At 39.6% G+C, this 19,116-nt stretch carries 12 protein-coding genes; 8 read left to right on the top strand and 4 right to left on the bottom strand.

The annotated features are described in order from the left end of the window. Nucleotides 1-264: 264 nt before the first annotated feature. From LMH66_RS17645 to lepB, 7 genes are all read left to right on the top strand, one after another. Nucleotides 265-1,806, top strand: coding sequence for a sulfatase-like hydrolase/transferase (locus tag LMH66_RS17645; RefSeq protein WP_229371937.1), 1,542 nt, complete (start codon nucleotides 265-267; stop codon nucleotides 1,804-1,806). A 324-nt stretch (nucleotides 1,807-2,130) separates the two neighbouring features. Beyond that, complete coding sequence (locus LMH66_RS17640; RefSeq protein WP_102527200.1) at nucleotides 2,131-3,498, top strand: hypothetical protein; 1,368 nt, start codon at nucleotides 2,131-2,133, stop codon at nucleotides 3,496-3,498. A gap of 126 nt (nucleotides 3,499-3,624) precedes the next feature. After that, the gene (locus LMH66_RS17635) at nucleotides 3,625-4,641 is read left to right on the top strand and encodes a HEAT repeat domain-containing protein (RefSeq protein ID WP_229371932.1); all 1,017 of its coding nucleotides are present in this window, start codon (nucleotides 3,625-3,627) and stop codon (nucleotides 4,639-4,641) included. A gap of 521 nt (nucleotides 4,642-5,162) precedes the next feature. Next, nucleotides 5,163-6,614 carry a sulfatase gene (locus LMH66_RS17630; protein ID WP_229371926.1) on the top strand — a complete coding sequence of 484 codons (1,452 nt, stop codon included), beginning with the start codon at nucleotides 5,163-5,165 and terminating at the stop codon, nucleotides 6,612-6,614. 125 nt (nucleotides 6,615-6,739) lie between these two features. Beyond that, a complete protein-coding gene (locus tag LMH66_RS17625) occupies nucleotides 6,740-8,644 on the top strand; it encodes a CRTAC1 family protein (protein ID WP_229371924.1) in 1,905 nt (634 codons plus the stop codon). A 319-nt stretch (nucleotides 8,645-8,963) separates the two neighbouring features. Further along, nucleotides 8,964-10,157 (top strand): cation:proton antiporter, encoded by a 1,194-nt coding sequence (locus tag LMH66_RS17620; RefSeq protein WP_229371920.1) that lies wholly within the window; start codon nucleotides 8,964-8,966, stop codon nucleotides 10,155-10,157. Nucleotides 10,158-10,345: 188 nt separating this feature from the next. After that, nucleotides 10,346-11,017, top strand: a complete 672-nt coding sequence (lepB, locus tag LMH66_RS17615; RefSeq protein ID WP_229371909.1) for a signal peptidase I — start codon at nucleotides 10,346-10,348, stop codon at nucleotides 11,015-11,017. Here the strand turns inward: lepB and LMH66_RS17610 are convergent. The 4 genes from LMH66_RS17610 to LMH66_RS17595 form a co-directional block, all read right to left on the bottom strand. After that, nucleotides 11,003-11,422, bottom strand: coding sequence for a DUF3010 family protein (locus LMH66_RS17610; RefSeq protein WP_102435608.1), 420 nt, complete (start codon nucleotides 11,420-11,422; stop codon nucleotides 11,003-11,005). The two genes, lepB and LMH66_RS17610, sit on opposite strands and share 15 nt — an antisense overlap. A 300-nt stretch (nucleotides 11,423-11,722) precedes the next feature. After that, nucleotides 11,723-13,081, bottom strand: a complete 1,359-nt coding sequence (locus LMH66_RS17605; protein WP_229371904.1) for a sodium-dependent transporter — start codon at nucleotides 13,079-13,081, stop codon at nucleotides 11,723-11,725. Between the two features lie 251 nt (nucleotides 13,082-13,332). After that, nucleotides 13,333-13,806 carry an Lrp/AsnC family transcriptional regulator gene (locus LMH66_RS17600; RefSeq protein WP_102435604.1) on the bottom strand — a complete coding sequence of 158 codons (474 nt, stop codon included), beginning with the start codon at nucleotides 13,804-13,806 and terminating at the stop codon, nucleotides 13,333-13,335. A gap of 353 nt (nucleotides 13,807-14,159) precedes the next feature. Then, nucleotides 14,160-16,709 carry a TonB-dependent receptor gene (locus tag LMH66_RS17595; RefSeq protein ID WP_102527206.1) on the bottom strand — a complete coding sequence of 850 codons (2,550 nt, stop codon included), beginning with the start codon at nucleotides 16,707-16,709 and terminating at the stop codon, nucleotides 14,160-14,162. A gap of 808 nt (nucleotides 16,710-17,517) precedes the next feature. On the opposite strand from LMH66_RS17595, the gene LMH66_RS17590 reads away from it, so the two are divergent. Next, nucleotides 17,518-18,984 (top strand): sulfatase, encoded by a 1,467-nt coding sequence (locus tag LMH66_RS17590; protein ID WP_229371898.1) that lies wholly within the window; start codon nucleotides 17,518-17,520, stop codon nucleotides 18,982-18,984. Nucleotides 18,985-19,116 lie beyond the last annotated feature (132 nt).

Raw genomic sequence — 19,116 nt, 5'->3', positions numbered from 1 at the left:
AGCAACATAGCTAAAAGCTAGTAAGACTGTTATGCGGGCAATTTGGGGAAGAGTGTCAATGATCCATTTACATTCTTAAGAGCTCGCGCAGTCTTTACTCGTAGAACAATTTACTTATAAACACTTACTCATAATCACTTACTGATAAAGAAGAACACAATCTAGCATCGTTGTTCTAAGAGGTTTTGTAAGTGACTGTTGTAAAACATGGTTTTAAGTAATTGTTTTAAAAGAGTAGAGAAAGTCCAAACAAGAGACAAAATAATGATAAACAATAATCTGAAAACATTGCTGACATTAACCTGTGTTGGAATAAGCACATTAGTAAGTCAAGTTGCGTATGCTAATGCAGCAAACGACACTAGTTTAAAATCAGCACAACAAGTTCAGCCTAATGTATTGATCTTGATGTTTGATGACATGCGTTTCGATACTTTTTCTTACCGTGATGGCCCAGTTAATACGCCTAACATTGATGCGTTAGCTCATGAAGGTGTTCGATTTGATAATGCAATGACCAGTACCGGTTTATGTTCTCCATCTCGAGCTGCAATGTTTACTGGACGCTGGGGTCATAAAACAGGCTTAGATGACAATGTCGGCTTATATCATTCACGCGTTGATGAATTAAACCCAGAAGAAGGAGGCGTTATTCGCCGCGCCGTTGATGTGGGTTACAAGGTAGGTTACGTCGGTAAGTGGCATATTGGCGCTCAAGGTCCAGCATTACGAGGAGCTGAGTTTATATATGGTCACGATAAAGACGTAGAGCGTCATGGCCGTCAATGGACACCTTATGAAACACAGGCCAATATCGAAAAATTTAATCGTGGTGAGCGTGATGCTAATGGTGAAAAGCACGAATATTACCGCACTATGCCAGGCACTTTTGAAGACACTAAAGCGGGTAAAGAGGTTCGTGAAGGTCAGAAAATGTTGCGCGCAGCCGCTAAAAAAGACGAGCCTTTCTTTGGTATCGTAAGTTTTGAGCAACCGCATCCGCCTTATCGCGTTCCTGAGCCATACGCGAGTATGTTTGATCCGAAAACTGTTGAGCTACCTAAGAATCATGGGATTGAACGTATTCATAAGCCGATGGCTCAAGATGATATTTGGTGGCCTTGGCACGATGTAAGCCACATGACAGATGAAGATTGGCGTAAGTCTCGGACCTTCTATTATGGAGCGATCGCAATGATCGATCATGCTGTCGGTGAACTGATTGCAACGGCTAAAGAAGTCGGCATGTATGATGATTTACGCATCATTATCATTGGCGATCAGGGCAGTATGCTAGGGGAACATAACCTTTATGATAAAGGGCCATACGCTTACGATGAATTAATGAGAATGCCATTAATTATTCGTGACCCAAGTGTTGAACCGAAGATTATCCAACGTCAAGTTTCTATGTTGGACATTGCTCCCACATTAGCAGATTGGATGACGCTTGCTGACGATGGTGATGTGGATGGCCGTTCATTGGTACCACTGATGGAACAAGGTGATGTGGCTGATAAAGGTAAAGATGATATCGCGCTATATGCCTACGAATGGTACAACGGTGGCTGGTTTGGAATAAGAGCTATCCGTACCCCAGAAATGAAATTTGTATGGAACCCAGGTGATAGTCGTGATGAGTTATATGACTTGAACAATGATCCTTACGAAATGACCAATTCAATCAAAGATCCCAAGTACAAAAAACAACTAAAACAGATGGTTAAATATATGCATGACGAACTGGTGCGCTTAGAAGATCCTTCTATCGTTAAGTTTCGTCAACATATGAAAGGCCTTTTGTAGACTTATATTTACCTTGCGAATATTACTCAAGGCGTAATGGTAAAAATAGGTAACAGTAACTTGTCACAACAATCATGAACTAAACAAAAATTGTTGTGATGACATATCGGCGCTGTGATTACAGCATCAGTATTAATGAAAGCTCATGTTAACTAAAGCATATGTTAACTAAAGCTTTTGTTAACAACTGAATGTGTCAATAACACAAGCGCCAACAATCCCTGTTTTAGATTGGAAACCACTTTTGGCTGTATAGCCAAGAGCGGGGTTTTTGCGGCTCCAATGTTGGCAAAGCAGTAAAAATAATGTGAATTAGGAGAAATTATGAACAGCGTTTTTAACACCAGCATCGGGAAAACTGCCCAGACATGTTTACTCGGAAGTATGCTAACGCTTTCAATGGCATCAATGACTTATGTCGCGCCAACAGCAGCTGCAAGTATTGGTAATCAAGGCCGTTATTTTACTAACAAAGTGACCGGAGCAACTGAAACCGTCACGTTATCGGGTAGTGCAGCTGTGCAAACGCGAGCACTTCAAGCCGCTATCGATCGCGCTACTAATAAGCCAAATGGCGGCGTGGTAAAAGTGATGGGTAATGATTTGAAATTGGCGCAAGTTGATTTAAAAGCCAATGTTCGATTAGAAATTCAGTCAGGTAAAACCATTAAAATGGCTGATAAAGTTTTATTTAACCTCAACCGTAATGGTCAAGGTCCTCGTGCGCCTTTAATGCAAAATGTGGAGATTACCTCAACCGGTAATGCTCGTTTCAAAATTGACGTCAATAAAAATGCCATTTTCTTAAATGCAATTCCGGTACGTGTGGGTTATGTGAAGAACTTTGCGTTATCAAATTTTGATATCAAGGATAACTATTCTATTTTCCCATCACTATTTATGGTTGCTGATAGTGACGCTAGAACAGTGGCTAACAATGCGACTTATGGTCGGATTCCGCAAAAGGGTGTTGTCGAAAATATCTCTGCTACAAAGGTGGCAGCAGGTTACGCATTGATCCAACTATTCAGCGGTAAGCAGATGCGTCTAAAGAACTTAGATGCTGAAGGGGGGTTAACCATTCGTTTAGAGCCTGGTAGTGGCAGACCATCAGATTACTTAAACCAAGCAGGTCCCCGCGTCGGTAATATTGCAGATATCAAAATGATTGATATTGAAAACACTGAAGGTATGGCTGCTTTGTTTCTAAAACCGCATCAAAAGATTTGTTCTGATATCACCGGCACCAATATCCGTGGTGTAAACAGTGCATTTACCATAATGAGCAACTCAAGTGACTCTAGCACCTTTAGCCGTGGTTATTTTGAGCGCACTAAGTTTACTGGCCGCATATCTCTGACTAAAACTAAAAACACGCCGTTAGCTGATATTGGTGCGTCGTCACAATATTTTGTCGAACCAAGTGAAAGCGCGGGCAGAACTAAGATTGCTGATTTCCCGAACGATCCTTCTGGTCGTCGCTGGCACACCAAACCAATTGCACCAGTATTGTTGGCTTCTGCGCTTAACAAAAATAATGTTGGCACAGCTGTAAAAGGGCGTTTTGGTATTGATATTTCAAATGCCAATATTACAAAAACGGGCAATTACGAACGTGCAACGAAAGTCTTTTACCGTGAAGATGCCGTCAAACTAAATGGCAAAGCCGCAACAGTGTGGATTAACAAATAAATTTAGATTAAGCCTTAGCTTTGTCATTACGTTAATAAAAGTGTTTGAGCAGTGAGTGATTCGCCGCTCAAACACTATAAACATCAATAGTCATATTATTGAGTGGGTCATGAAAAGGGGAATGCAGTGTTAAATCATCAGACAAATTTAGTGTTTAATATTAAAACTAACAAACAAATCGCAGCAGCCTTGTTATTTTCAGTATGCATGATGTTTATTGGTTTTCTGTTTGGGTTCTTCTTTAATGATTTAACTAATAGCGCTTCATCTAGATATGCAAGTGAATATCAAGAACGTGACCAAAACCAAGGCCAATTACAAAACTCAAACCCAAACCCAAACCCAAACCAAGAGAACCCAGCTCAGTTAACTGATGACTCAAACTTGATTAGGGTAACAAATAACAAACCGCAGCCAATGATTATCGATAATCTAGATGCTGTATCCAGTGAGGCAATGACAGTTGAGCAATGCCAGCTGATTTCATCATTGTATGATCAACAATGGGATTTATCTTCTAATACTGAATTTTATCAGTTGATGAGTGATATTAATTCACTGCAAGATTCAGCGATTAAACAAATGGCGATAACAGCCATATTGTCGATAACGTCTGTTGAGGATGAAGGTTTAGAAGAGGGGATATTTGAGTTTTTAATTGAAAATCCAAATGATGTTATTGCGAATCAACTATACCAACAAAATTATTCACATAAGTTATTGCCTGAACAGCGACAACAATTAAGACAGAATTTAGTCAATATAACAGATCCCAATATATTAACTGACAGCATAAAGCTGACTAGCCAAGTCAGTTACATGACTGAAGAGAAAAAGCAGCAATTCAATCAAGCGTATCAGCAATTTTATTATTCCCCTTATGACAATGTTCGTGCTGCAGCCATTGGAGTGATTGGTGTGGCTTCAAGGGACGATGAAGTGATGTTATTAACGGATGCGCTATCAGATCCCTCAGATGCAGTCATTGATATGGCTTTAGATGTCATAGGAAAAAGACAACTAACCGATCCGCAATTACTCAGTGCATTAGAAGAATTGCATTACCAAAGAACCGATCAATTAAATACTGCGCAGCAGCGTGACATGGTAGAGCACATTCTTTTTGAATCAGGGGCTATTTGAATAAAGTGCTATTTGACTCAGGCTCTATTTGACTCAGGTGCTATTCGAATCAGGGGTATATGCATAAGGCTAATTCGATACATGTTTAGTCGGCAAGTATAAGGTTGCAGCCGGTATAAAACTTTAAGCATGTGTATGAGATTTTGCAGGAGTTTTAATGTGAGAGTTTTCACATCTCAGTAGCTAGATTTGCTACATAAAATTGTACAGGAAAACGGCATTTATAATGCCGTTTGTATCGCGTTAAGCAAAATAAATTATCATATTTTATTAAATGAATTAAGTAACTTAGTTCTAGTAGTGATAATTTACTTTAGTGACGGTAAAGGCTTTGAGCGTTTAATGCGTAATAAGTTAATACACGCTAAATTAATACTCGCTCAATTAATAAAGCATGATTAATGATAATTGCAGTAATTAGAGAAATGGATGTTATGAATAGATTACTTACTACAAGTTCAACATTAAGCCCGTATCAGCACTTGAATTTAAAAAGGACAGCTAAGGTCAAGGCTAATGTTTTGGGCGTTTTATCATCATTAGCCATGCTAGTGTCAACCTCGGTCACAGCTGTACCAGCTATCGCTGCAGAAACTGCGCATACCAGTCAGCAACAGCCGAATATACTGCTTATTTTGACTGACGATCTTGGCTATAACGACGTTGGATTTAATGGCTCAACTGACATTACAACACCAAACTTAGACGAGTTAGCTGCAAATGGGACTTCATTCTCACAAGCTTATGTAGCACATCCATTTTGTGGTCCCAGCCGAGCGGCGTTAATGACAGGCCGATACCCACATAAAATTGGTTCTCAGTTTAATTTACCTACCAAAGGTTCATTTGTTGGCGTTCCAACCAATGAGCAATTTATCAGTAAGCTACTACAAAATAACGGCTACAACACTGGAGCAATCGGTAAGTGGCACTTAGGTGAAGCGCCTGAGTTCCATCCCAATGCGCGTGGCTTTGATGATTTTTATGGTTTTACTGGCGGTGGGCATAATTACTTCCCTGAACAGTTTAAAGCGCAATATGCTAACCAAGTAAAACTGGGCAATACCAATATCAATCATTACATTTTGCCTTTGGAACATAATGGTAAAGAAGTTGATGAAAACGAATACATCACTGATGCGCTTTCTCGCGAAGCCAGTCGATTCGTTGAAGATGCAGCGACCGATGACAAACCATTCTTTTTATATTTAGCCTACAACGCGCCTCATGTTCCTTTAGAGGCGAAACAATCTGACATGGATATGTTTCCTAACATTACCGATGAAAAACGTAAAACCTATGCAGGAATGGTCTATGCGGTAGATCGCGGTATTGGGCGCGTTGTTGACTCGTTAGAAAAGACTAATCAATTAGATAACACCTTGATTGTTTTTTTAAGTGATAACGGCGGCAAGCTAAGCAAAGGTGCTAGTAATTACCCGTTAAAGGAAGGCAAAGGAAGCGTATATGAAGGCGGATTTAGATCGCCAATGTTGTTTCACTGGCCTAAACAAGTTGCTGCTGGTCAGCGCTTCGAACATCCAGTGTTAGCGTTAGATTTATATCCGACATTTGCAGCGTTAGCTGGCATAACAATTCCGAGTCAAAAAAGGTTAGACGGTAAAGATATTTGGCCTGCATTTAGTGCCGGAGAAGATCCGCATAAAGATGAGCTCTTTTATGTTTTACGTCACCGTAAAGGCTATAGCGATGCATCTGTTCGCCGCAATCAATGGAAAGCGGTAAAGCAGGGTGACAAGCCTTGGCAGTTGTTTAATGTTGAAGTGGACTTAAATGAAACCAATGATTTGAGTAAAAAGCATAAAACAATGTTGATTGACATGGTACGTGAGATGGAAAAGTGGAGTTGGGATAATAAACAACCGCTTTGGTTCCATGAAGCCTATGAAGGCGCTGATTGGCGTTTAAAAGGCATGCCACGTTTCGATCAAACCTTTTCTACCGGCAAGTAGATTTGACTCTCACTCATCTTAATTGATTGTGTTTATATCATTAGTTATGCACTTTTAAAGCTCATCGGTATTAACTCATTAATCTAATTGAGTTAATACCATGACCCTTCATGCAGGAAGCACTCATGTTACAGTTTAGAAAATTATCGACGGCGCTCGCTGTCAGTTTAGCTATTGGCAGTTTGTTAGGTTGTGAAACTACAACTGAAGACTCTGGTTCAGCAGACACAGTGACCAATCAACGCATATTATTCTCAGACCAGCACCAAGATATCAAACTGGAAAGTGTTAATCGCCGTAAATGGGATAATCCGGTGATAGCCGATTTTGACCAGGATGGTTATCCAGACCTTTTGCTGACCGATCACGGATATTCAGTAAAGCTTTATTGGAACAATGAAGGCACATATTCGAAAGGTCATGATTTGATTGTGGGTGACATGCATGGCATTGGTGTTGCAGATTTTAATCAAGACGGAAAAGTTGATATTTTAATTTCTCGTGGAGGCGGTTCAGGCTCCAATGCACGTAATGCCAAGCTATATCATTTTGATGGCCGAACGATCATTGAAGGTAATGAATTTAACCCGCCATTACAAAACTTACGTGGCAGAAACAGTAAGTTTTTTGATGCAAATAACAATGGTGAATTAGATTTAATATTAATGGGTTTTCCCTCGCGGGCTAAGGGGCCAAAACCCAAAAGTACGACTGAAAACTTTATTTATCAAAATGACGGTAAAGGCAATCTCAGTTATGCGACAGATTTACCGCAAACCTATCAGGATGGGCAAAAAGTACTAGTTACTGACTTTAACAATGACAAAATTGATGACTTACTTATATACGGTCATGGTCGACTAATTGCTTTAAAGGGAAATGGTGATTTAACTTACACAGAAGTGACTAATGGTGTGTTTGCTCAAGATATAAAACATGTCACTGGTATAGCTGAAATTGATTATGATAATGATGGTGACTTTGACCTCTATCTTACTAGAGCAAGACCATTTGAAGCGGGTGACACCTTCTTTGATAAAGCCAGTAATACTTTTGCCTTTTATACTAAACGTGGCAAGTTCCGCTTTGAGGATTTAATCATTGGTGACACTTTTGAATTAGAAAATTACCAGTCACCTTATCCAAATCAAGATGTGTTTATAGGAGAGGGAGCTTATAAGTACCAATTTGAAGGTGAGCGTCATAGTGGACAAAACATCAAGTTGGTTAGCAGTAATGCATTAGGCTGGCCTGACAAACTACCCAAAAAAGGGCTATATGTTGGTTACATAGGTAATGATACCTGGCGGATCGCAGGAAATACCTTCTCGCCAACTACTGGGGTAGTTAAAGGTGTTGAGCAATATGACGCAACAGAGCAATTGCCTGCGCCTAAAGACATGTTACTTGAGAATCGACATGGAAAATTTGTCAATGTCACGGCTAAGGCTAATCTAGTGATGAATGAGCATACTTCAAGTGTCGCGGTGGCAGACCTTAACAACTCAGGGTATCAAGATGTGTTTGTGGTTAAGCAAGGAGATTTGTCTCAGGCAACAGAACAGCTACTTTGGCTTAATAATGGTGATGGTACATTTACAGTTCAAGCGCACCATGGCATTAAATCACTGGAGCTCGGCGCAGCAGGCTCTGGCAGTGATGTGGTTGATTACAACAGAGATGGTTTTAATGATCTTGTTTACGCAAATGAGCGCGGTCAATGGCATGTTTACAAAAACCAAGCGGTCAATCGCGATACGGGGAATGCGAACTTCACTGTAGTAACAGTAAATAACTCACCAAAGGATAAAGCAACTGCACAAGGGGCTTTGGTAAAACTTAGTGCTTGTGGCAGTAGTCAAATTAGGCGAGTCGGCGCATCTGGTGCGCCTTACACGCAATCTTATAATCAACAAATCCATTTTGGGTTGGGCGAATGTCAGCAAGTTGATTCTGTTGAGGTCAGTTGGACTAATGGCGAAACGTCGACATTTAAAGACATTAACCCTAATCAGATTAATTTATTATGATGACTTTTGTCACGACGCTAACACTATCTGTAGTCGTTAATGTGAAATTGCATTCTTTAACGGTTTAAGATAACTTTAGCTATTGATTTTAAGGGCTATTTATATCAATTGATTCTAGCATTAAGTAGATTAACTAACTGGCCTCGATATATCTCGAGGCTTTTTTATGGTGGATATTTGGGCTTGCCTACTAAAACTTGTCGTGCTCGATAATAAATAGGTCATAATCATTGGGTGATGTAATTTAGGTGTTTTTAATAATGCTTAAATTTAGATGATGCAATGAATTGCGTTAGCGCCTCGATAGGGAGATTGAGTCATGTATTTAGAATTAGCGATATTAGCTGTTTTCGCTTTTAACTACAGTTTAATTGCAGGCCGAGTCGAGCGATCGATGATATCTGGCCCTATGGTGTTTGTTGTCGTGGGTTTCATACTGGGACCGTCAGCTTTTGGCTGGTTGGGCAATGAACTCGGTAATTCAGCTATGCGGGTGTTTGCCGATTTAACCTTGGCTGTGGTGTTATTTTGTGATGCCTCAAACAGTAATTTATCGATATTAAAACAGCATATTAATATTCCGACGCGGATGCTGCTATATGGGCTTCCAGGTGCCATTGGGTTAGGTTTTATTGCTGGTTATCTACTGTTTCCTAATTTATCTATATTTGAACTCGCTGCGTTGGCAACCATGTTAGCTGCAACCGATGCCGCCTTAGGTAAAGCTGTGGTTTCCAGCCCTGTAGTGCCTGCAAAAATTCGTGAAGGTCTCAATATTGAAAGTGGCTTAAATGATGGGATTTGTGTACCTATTTTATTTGTATTTCTTGCGCTTGCTGCTGGCAGTATTGCAGAAGGGCAAGTATCCCATTTAGCAATGACCTATTTAGCTGAAGAATTAGGCATTGGTTTAGCGGTGGGGTTATCAGCAAGCTTTATCGCATCAAAGTTAATCAGATACAGTTATAAGAAAAATTGGATCACTGAGGCTTGGAGCCAAAACATTGTCTTAAGTTTAGCGCTATGTTGTTTTGCTATTTCTCAACAATTGGAGGGGAGTGGTTATATTGCGGCGTTTTCTGGTGGGTTGTTGTTTGGATACTTGATGAAAGACGTCAAACATAAATTGATATTACCCACAGAAGGTATTGGCGAAATTCTCGCATTACTGACTTGGATGTTATTTGGTGCCATTGTCATTGGCAATGCTATTGAAACGTTTACTTGGACGATGCTTCTGTATGCTCTACTAAGTTTAACTGTTGTTAGAATGATACCTATCTTTATATCTTTGGGGCGAAGAGGTGAGAATGTCCCCTCAAGATTATTTTTAGGCTGGTTTGGACCCCGCGGTTTAGCATCCATTGTGTTTGTTATCATCATGCTTGATCGTGATTTGCCGGGTGGTGACTTTATTGCGATGACAGTTATTTGTACTGTTTTTATCAGTCTTATTGCCCATGGCGCGTCAGCAAATATATTAGCTAAATGGATCAGCACTCGGGTCAAATAAGCTCATACAAAGGGAAGTACTTAGCTTCCCTTTAAGCATTCCTATATCTGGCATAATAATGCCACACTTCTGCTTAATTAAATTCGCACATCATATTGAAGATTAAACATCATTTAAACTCACTGTTGTATTGCATTCCATTTCGCTAATCTACAAGTGAATTTGTTATTTAATAAAATGGAGTTTATATGACGAACAGGATTATAAAAGCGATTAAAGCTAATAAATCGATATTGTTATTTATTATCTTAATGAGTGTTTTTAGAAGTGCCGTTGCAGATTGGTATACTGTGCCGTCAGGTTCAATGAAACCGACAATCATCGAAGGTGATAGGTTATATGCTGATAAAATGGCTTATGATTTACGAGTACCTTTTACGCACATTTCGCTTTATAAGATTGCAGATCCTCAGCGAGGCGATATTATTATTTTCGAATCTACAGCTGCTGATAATAGACTGGTTAAACGTGTCATTGGCATACCAGGGGATGTCATTGCATTGACGGATAATGTGCTCAGCATTAATGGAAAGACATTAGCCTATCAACCAATAAGTGCAACTGATTCATCCGAGGACAAAATTGAGCAGTTATTTTCTGAAACTAGCACGGTTAACCATTTCGTTCGTACCAGTAATAGTGGCTCTAGGCTTTCAAATTTTTCTGAGGTTACCGTACCAGAAGGTCATTACCTAGCACTAGGCGATAACCGTGATCATAGTTCTGATTCTCGAGTGATTGGTTTTGTACCTAGAGATGAAATCATAGCCAAAACATCCAGTGTAGTAATGTCATTTGACTATGATAATTACTACATTCCACGTTCAGAGCGCTTTTTACATAGCTTAATTGAGGGCTAGTGCTTCATAAGCCAGATCATAAGCTTTGCCCAAGTCGACTGTTTTAGGTTTGGCTGACTTATGATCTGCTTCACGCTTATCGGTAGCTCTTAACGTTGCTGGATGCACAAAATCTATTTCACAATTTAATGTAGCTAATATGGCGCCTTCTAATAAAAAAGTTCCCGCACCACCAGCTCCTTGACCTGTGGTAGAGCGTCGATTAATCACCGCTTTATTGATGTTGTTGGCGTTACAATAGTCCATAATTTGTTGTACTAGTTCTTTCACATCTTTTTGCTCAGGGTGCTTATTCAAAGCGAGCTTATTGAATTTAGCATTAACCATTTCATGACAGGTTCTGCTGCCCGTTAAAGTTACTATTCGCATTTCATTAGCTTTAAGCATGATGCCCATCACATTCATTAGATGATTCTCTTTTGTTTTTTATTAATAATTCAATGCCTTATGTAAACTAATGACATTATTACTATACTGGGATAGTTTAATTTATCACAATACTGTTTATTTATACAGTATTGTGTGTAACCTGATTTGTAGATGTGAAATGGGAAGTGTAAATCGCTTATATTTTACAGTGATAAAAAAGGCCATGTCGTCATGGCCTTTGTGTGATTGATTATTGTTTTAAAAAGATCCCTTTAGAGACACAATGTTTAATAACGACTTTGCAGATGAACCCCTCGCTAACAGATAAGCCTCTAGCTAACCAATAAATAATTGTAGAATTATCACTGTTATTAATAGCGGACAAATATACTTAACGTAGACAGGCCATAAGCGCCAAAAAAAGCTATCTGGGTTAACAGAATCCTGCTGTGCAATATCTTCCATTAACTTATTTCTATGCCAAACCCAACCCATAAATATCGCAATACCTAAAGCAATTAAAGGCTGTGCTCGCTCTGTTGTTAAGGTAATGATAAGTCCGAATAATGCACTAAAGTTAAACACAATGATGCTGGCCATGATGGCGATAAAGACGCCGACAACTAACGTCGCTTTGTTGCGGTTTAATGATGTCTTTTCGACGATATAGCTGGTTGGCACTTCAACAATCGACATAGCAGAAGTTAATCCGGCAATGGTCATTAACGTAAAAAACACGATAGCGATAATATATTGACTGATGCCACCAATAGAGTCGAATAATGCAGGTAGAACACTAAACACAAGCGTATCTGAGTTGAGTAAGCTGCCATCGTCTGCAAATATTTGAACGCCATTATGTTGCGCCACGTACATTGCTGGAATAATCATTAGCGCAGCAAGAAAAGCTACCATAGTGTCAGTTAACGTCACGTAAGCAGTTAATTGGCCGATGTTCTCTTGTTTATTTAGATAGGCGCCATAAACCATCATCGCTCCTGTTCCCACAGTTAATGAGAAGAAGGTTTGTCCTAAGGCACCAATTAACACATCAGCATTAAATATCATTGAAAAGTCAGGAACTAGTAATACCTTTAAACCTTGCATTGCCCCTGGCTGAGTTAAGATATAAACCGCCCCTAACAGCAGCATTATCAGCAATAATGGCATTAAACGCTTAGACCAACGCTCGATACCTTTTTGGATCCCTTGTCGGATCACTAGAACAACTAACGCGATAAACACTAAAGAAAAGACTAAGTTCCTTGAAACTGAAAACTCGGTAAACCAGTTTGCAATATCAGGTTGGTCTGCCATTTGTGCAATGGGTGCTAGCGCAAAACTGACAAACCAGCCAGAAAGAATACTGTAAAAGGTACAAATCAGTGTTGCTGTGATAATCGAAATCATACCGATCGTTTTACCGATCTGCTTTGATATTGCAGAATTACCCAGTTTTGCCATGGCATCTGCAGGGTTAGTTTGACCATGACGACCTACCATTAACTCAGCCATCAGCATTGGGTAACCCAGTAGGATGATGAGCAACACATATACGAGTAAAAATGCACCACCGCCGTGGGTTGCTGCTTGTGTTGGGAATCCCCAAATATTACCCACACCGACAGCAGAACCTGCTGCGGCCATAATAAAACCGATTCTTGAACTAAAATGTCCGTTTGCTTGTGCACTCATGATGACTCTCTGATGAGGATGAAAATATAAAGAGCGCGCATGATAGTGTTTTATTGACGTGGCGCAATGGTTCTATATTGCTAAATTAATACCTGTGGCGATATTTAATTGCTGTATATAGAGGGTGTGTAGAAAATTAATGTGATATTTTTACATTGATTGAAATATGTTTTCGCCATAGCAACCAGGAAGGTTTGCTGGCGCAATTTAATATATTTATACAGATTGGCACAAACTTGATATAGCGCACATTAACTGATGGGAATGGCTGTGCTACTTTTCACTTTTTTAAGTACAAAGCTTGAATGGATCCCCGCTATATGTGGGTTTGTCGTGAGTTTATCCAGTAAGAATACTTTGTAATGCTGCATGTCTTTGACTAACACTTTAAGGTGATAGTCAGCTTCACTGCCGGTGATTAAACTGCATTCTTGAACTTCTTCATAATTAATAATATCGGCTTCAAATGCTTCTAATATGTCACTGGCGTGTTTTTCTAAGCGGATTTGAATGTACACAGTTAAGGCTAGGTTGAATTGTTCTGCATTTAATAGTGTTGCGTAACCTGCAATAAAACCAGCATCCTCTAAAGCTTTAACTCTACGAGAACACGGAGAAGGTGATAACCCCACATTGATTGCTAATTCTTGATTGGATAATCGCCCATGGCGTTGTAGCGCTGAGAGAATCGCGAAATCAATTTTGTCTAAGGTGAGTTGTGTCATGGTGCTCCTAGTAAGGTTCTCGATAATTGGCAATCCGACAATTACAGATAATTTAGCAAGCAAGATAAAAAATTACATAGAATTATAATCCTCATGATGTGTGAAGTAACGACTTCTTATGCTGTAGACATAAAAAAACACCCGAAGGTGTTTTTGATACTTCCATCATGTTTAGCAATCACTGTGCTAAAAATCGCAAATTTAATGTAGGGCGAATGAGACAGGAAAGGGGATATCTCATTCGCCCTTATTGAACTGGTTAGTAACGTACTTGTTAGCTACGTGCTGTATTGCTTTAAGCCTTACTATCACTGTTGGGGCAATGACAGTAAGGCAACATGGATTAAACGAGCTTAGAAAGCATATTGCACGCTGCCGCCAAAGAAACGGTTCCAATCACGAGGGTAGAAGGCTTGTCCATAACCTTCTTGGTTGGTGTTTTGACGTGTGGTGTATGGCTTGTCGAATAAGTTCTTCACATATAGGCTGAAACGTAAATTGTCTTGGCCAAAGTTAAAGTATAAATCCCAAATACTTGAAGAAGGATTAGCATTTTGATCAAGCGCTAGCTCATTAATAGTTTGTGTATGCGCACCGTTATAACGCCAAGCTGCTTGTACGTTACCATTCCAGCCCGTGTTACCGAATTCAGTAGAGTATTTCAATGTACTAAATACTTGCTGCTCAGCATTATTCGGGAAAGAGAGGCCTGTTTGATCGAATGTTTGACGACCGGTTACAGGATCAGTGTTACAACGATCTGCTAATTCGCCACCGTCACCTGCAGGGCAGTTAATCGGTGTATCTGAGAAATCTTCGTAACGCGCATCAAAAATGGCGTAACTTGCGGTCCAACGTAAATCTTCTGTGATATCAACTATCGCATCAGCTTCGAAACCCGTTGAGCGTGCTTCTTTTGCATTCACGTAGCCTGCGAAAACGATATTCTCTTCTTCATCAATCACACGTGTTGCGCGTACTTGATAATCTTCAACTGTCATATCAAAGTAAGTGATGTTAAATAGTACGTCATTATCAAAAAAGCCAGTACGTAAACCAACTTCAAAGTTACTTGATTGCTCAGGTTTTGTTGGGAATTGATCAGCATCTAATGGGTTAGTATTTGTAGTAACAAAATACGAAGAACCTTTATAACCCGTTGAGTAATTGACATAAGCACGAATTGAATTGGTAAAGTCGTAACCGACAACAGCCTTGTAAATAAATGCATCATCAGAATCTGAGAACTTGGTTTTTTCAGTTTGACGTTTAATCAATGAAGGATCTGTTTGAGACATTGCTAACACATCAGCGTATGTATCCATACCAATCCCATCTGATGGTGCAAACAGATCAGTACGCTCGAACGTTGCTTCACCTTCTTCATGCAGAGCGCGGAATCCGAAAGTGGCATCTAGTTGATCTGTAATTTGGTATTCAAATTGACCGAAGATGGCAAAGTTTTCGAAGTTAGTGGTGAAGTTACCACCAGAGAGCAAACGGCCTGGATTTAGGTCGGCCATCATGCTTTCGTCAAACTGTTGACCTTCGTACATGCTTAAGAAGTTTCGAGTAGACTGGCGATCGTAACAACCAGATAACTCACCGCCATTGATAAAGCCGAAGTTACCAGCGATACAACCATCTCGGTTTTCTGAACGTTGACCTTCAGTGTTGTGATAAAACAGACCTACAATCCAATCAAACTTTTCATTATCGAACGAGCTTAAACGAATTTCTTGTTGGTTCACGATAACAGATTCATTACCGCCAAATGCTGAGCGCTCTAGTGGGAAGTTTAAAGTGAAAAAACCTGAACTGTTATATAGGTCGAAGTCTCGGTAACTACCATTATATGAAAGGGTTAAGTCATCATTAAGGTAATAGTCAGCAGCAATAGAAAAACCGAGGTTTTCAGTTGAACCATAGTTTGCTTCGGGGTTACGAGCTGTAACAGGTTTACCTGTATCATCAAAAGATTTTGAAGAATTGATACGGTTATAAGTTGTGCCTTCAATGATGCCATCATCTTTAATGTTGATGATAGGTTTAGGGCCGTAATCTGGATTAACCGGACCAATCTGTGTCATTGAACAACAGTTACTGTCTGTTTCAGCATATTCAGCACGGAATAAGATATTAAATTGCTCGCCATCATCATAAAGAAGTTGACCACGTAAACCTGATTGATCTTTTTCACCAATTTTATAATCTTCATGACCAGGCATTGTATTGTCAATCCAACCGTCAACTTCGCTCCACTGTGCGTTCATTCGAAACGCCCAATTGTCAGAGAAGGGCACATTCACTACGCCACTAACATTTATACCATTGTCTTGGGTGAGTTCGGTTCTAACTTTACCGCTAACGCCATTTAAATTAGGCTTTTTGGTCACATAATGCAGCATACCGGTTGAGGTGTTTTGACCAAATAAGGTGCCTTGAGGACCACGTAACGCTTCAACACGTTCAACATCGGCAACCGCAAGGTTTAGCATAGATTGACGGGGTAATACTTCACCATCAATAACCACAAGGTTTGAAGATTGCAAACCGATAGAGTTAGTAAAAGTACCAATACCACGGGTTTTTAATGTTGTTGTTCTAATTTCAGTACTGTCATCGATACCAAAGCCCGGTAGGTATTTAACGAGGTCGAAACCGTCTTGGACACCCATTTTTTCGACTAAATCACCATCCAAAACTTCAATAGAGACGGGAACATCTTTTAGTGCCTGCTCACGTTTTTGCGCGCTTACCATGATGACTTCAATGTCTTTAGTTGAAACCGCTTCTTCATTAGGCGCATCTACAACTTCCGCAGCATATAGGTTGCTTGAGAAGGCTGCAAAAGAACAACCAGCCAGCAATATTGCTTTATGCAATTTACTATATTTAGGCATTTTCTTACTCCGTGTATTTATTATTTATGTCTTATTGCGGGAAATAAATTCCCCCCCCATACAAATCAGAACTTGGTAAACCACGACTTAATGTTTACAACGTATTTAAATAAGCTTGTTAGTATATGTATAAAAAACAGGCAATACAGTTCATATGAAGTATTTAAACATATGATGTTTAAATGTGCAACATGTTAAACATTTGTTGTTATTACGGTGCTATAGCATTGATTTATTATCATTTATCAGAGAAATTGTCGGGTTTTGTGATGGTTTTGTAAATGAAATTTATTAAAAAAACTTCTTCAATCGATTGGGGATTCGTTAAAATTTTGGCGATTTTTGTATGAAATGTTTGCTGTATCAACAAAGGTAATAGGCTTTTAGTTAATATTTTTGTTTGATATATATTCCGAGAAAATAAATTTAAGTTTCTATAATTACAGGGTAAAAAGTATTGATCGCACCAAATATATACGTTTTATTCTCCATTTGTTGTGCCATAAATGATTGGTTGGTACAACATATTGTTTACAAGCGTAAACATCATATGTTTAAATATTTGCAACGTTTTATTGTTTGTTAATCGTTAAGTTAATGTGAAGCAAACTTGATCTAATACTGTAGACGAGGTTTAGCTGCTTACCTGGCGTGATTTGCCACTGATTTTGATAGTTGAAGTTTGGCACCGTTTGTAGAAGTGCCCAACATGGCTAGTCACTATGAGCCAATGCTTCATGAGACAGCTTTGCGCGAACAAACAATATTAACGATGACAGTCGTTGTGAATACATGGAGCAGTTTCTAAATGAAAGTAAGAATAATCAAAAGCGTAGTGATATTGTCTAGCCTGTTAACCCTTAACGTCTATGCGCAAGGTGAGACGAGACAACAAACACAGAAACAGTCTGAAGCGAAGCTCACTACTGCGACTGACAAACCAAATATCATTCTCATTTTTGCCGATGATGCCGGCTATGGCGACTTTGGTTTTCAAGGCAGTCAAATCATGCAAACCCCGCATTTAGACAATATTGCAGAGCAAGGGGTTATTTTTAGTCAAGGCTATGTGAGTGATGCAACCTGTGGTCCATCGAGAGCTGGATTAATGACAGGTAAATATCAGCAAAGATTTGGCTACGAAGAAATCAACGTACCGGGTTTTATGAGTGATAACTCAGCGTTATTAGGGCCTGAAATGGGCTTGCCAGTTGATCAAACAACCATGGCAGACTATTTAAAAGAACAAGGTTATAAAACTGCTGTATTGGGGAAGTGGCATTTAGGCAGCGCCGAACGGTTCCATCCATTGAATCGCGGTTTTGACGAGTTTTTAGGTTTTAGAGGTGGCGATCGCAGTTACTTTAAATACCCAAAACAAATTGAAAATGATCCTAACAGCACTATGTATGACAAACAATTAGAACGCGGATTAGGTCATTTTGAAGAAAGAGAAGGCTACTTAACGGACATTCTTGGCCAAGCCGCTGCAGACTTTATTGAGCAAAATAAACACGATCCATTTTTCATCTATCTTGCCTTTAATGCTGTGCACACTCCGATGGAGTCAAAGCCAGATGATCTACTTAAATTCCCAAAGTTATCGGGAAAACAACAAGAGTTAGCCGCCATGACCTTAGCCATGGATAGAGCAACCGGCATAGTGATGAACAAACTTGAAGCACTCGATTTAGCTGATAATACTATCGTGGTATTTACCAATGATAATGGGGGCCCAACCGATAAAAACGCATCGAACAATGCGCCATTAGCAGGCACGAAATCTAATCATTTAGAAGGTGGGATCCGTGTGCCATTTATCATGAGCTGGCCAGCAAAAATTAAACCTAATCAACGTTATGACTATCCAGTTAGTACCTTAGATTTATTACCTACTTTTGTTGCAGCTGCAGGTGGTGCTGATAAAGTAACAGATACTGACGGCGTTGATTTGCTGCCTTATATAAACGGCGACAATGTAAGTCGACCGCATCAACAAATGTTCTGGAAAAAAGAAACGCGCGCTGTGATTCGCGATCAAGATTGGAAGCTTATTCGTTTTCCTGATAGACCTGCAGAGTTATATAACTTAGCTGATGATATTGGCGAGCAACACAATCTTGCAGCAGCAGAGCCTGAGCGCGTTAAAAAGATGTTCAAAGATTTGTTTACTTGGGAGCTCACTTTAGAGCGTCCGCGCTGGTTATTAAAGCGTAAGTTTGAAAAATACGATATGGACAGAATGGATAAATATCGTTTGCCAGCGACGCAATAAGCTAAGTTACTTTAACTAAGTTCTTTTACTTTAGCCAAGTGCCAATTAACTAGCGTAAAAAAGTTAAATTTTTGGCAAGTAGATTAACTGGCTGTGGTGTAGTCATTGCCAAGAACAGAATAACCGCAAAAA

The sequence above is a fragment of the Shewanella sp. 10N.7 genome (assembly GCF_020806285.1).
Classification (GTDB): Bacteria; Pseudomonadota; Gammaproteobacteria; order Enterobacterales; family Shewanellaceae; genus Shewanella; species Shewanella electrodiphila.
The sequence above is the reverse complement of the archived record's forward strand: the minus strand, read 5'-3'. Positions and strand labels throughout refer to the sequence as shown.